At 71.2% G+C, this 1,058-nt stretch carries 1 protein-coding gene; it reads right to left on the bottom strand.

Annotation, left to right across the window (positions count from 1 at the left end; genetic code table 11):
* Positions 1-1,058 (bottom strand): beta-ketoacyl synthase N-terminal-like domain-containing protein (locus KN815_RS31855; protein ID WP_216345330.1); only part of this gene is annotated, 1,058 nt, incomplete at both ends.

Genomic DNA, 1,058 nt, shown 5'->3' with positions numbered 1-1,058 from the left:
TGCCACTGATGCCGAACGAGGAGATACCGGCGCGGCGCGGGCGGCCGGTCTCCGGCCATTCCACCTGCTCGGTCAGCAGCGATACGGCGCCCGCCGACCAGTCCACATGCGGCGACGGCTCATCCACATGCAATGTCTGCGGCAGCACACCGTGCCGCATCGCCAGCACCATCTTGATGATGCCCGCGACACCGGCGGCGGCCTGCGTATGACCGATGTTGGACTTGATGGAGCCCAGCCACAACGGCCGGTCCCCATCCCGCTCCTGCCCGTACGTGGCCAGCAGCGCCTGCGCCTCGATCGGGTCACCCAGCGTCGTCCCCGTACCGTGCGCCTCGACCACATCCACATCACCGGCCGACAGCCCCGCACCGGCCAGCGCCTGCCGGATGACACGCTGCTGCGACGGCCCGTTCGGCGCCGTCAAGCCGTTCGACGCACCGTCCTGGTTGATGGCCGAGCCCCGGACCACCGCCAGCACCGGGTGGCCGTTACGCCGGGCATCCGACAGCCGCTCCACGAGCAGCATGCCCGCGCCCTCGCCCCAGCCGGTGCCATCGGCCCCGGCCGCGAACGCCTTGATCCGGCCGTCGGCGGCCAGTCCGCGCTGACGGCTGAAGTCGATGAAGTTCTCGGGGGTGGACATCACCGTGACGCCGCCCGCGAGTGCCATCGTGCACTCGCCCTGCCGCAGCGCCTGCACCGCCAGATGCAGCGCCACCAGCGACGACGAGCAGGCCGTGTCGACCGTGACGGCCGGGCCCTCCAGACCGAAGGTGTACGCCACCCGGCCGGACACCACGCTCGCCGCGTTGCCCGTGCCCAGATGGCCCTCCAGGCCCTCGGGCGCCCGCATCAGCAGCGACAGATAGTCCTGGCCGTTGGTCCCGGCGAAGACACCGATCTGCTGACCGCGCAGCGTGGCCGGGTCGATGCCCGCGCGCTCGAACGCCTCCCACGACGTCTCCAGCAGCAGCCGCTGCTGCGGGTCCATCGCCAGCGCCTCACGCGGCGAAATACCGAAGAACGACGCGTCGAAGTCCCCGGCGTCGTAGAGG

Origin of the sequence: Streptomyces niphimycinicus, from assembly GCF_018883605.1 — a bacterium.
Classification (GTDB): Bacteria; Actinomycetota; Actinomycetes; order Streptomycetales; family Streptomycetaceae; genus Streptomyces; species Streptomyces niphimycinicus.
Note: the sequence above shows the minus strand (reverse complement) of the source record. Positions and strands in the feature narration are given on the sequence as shown.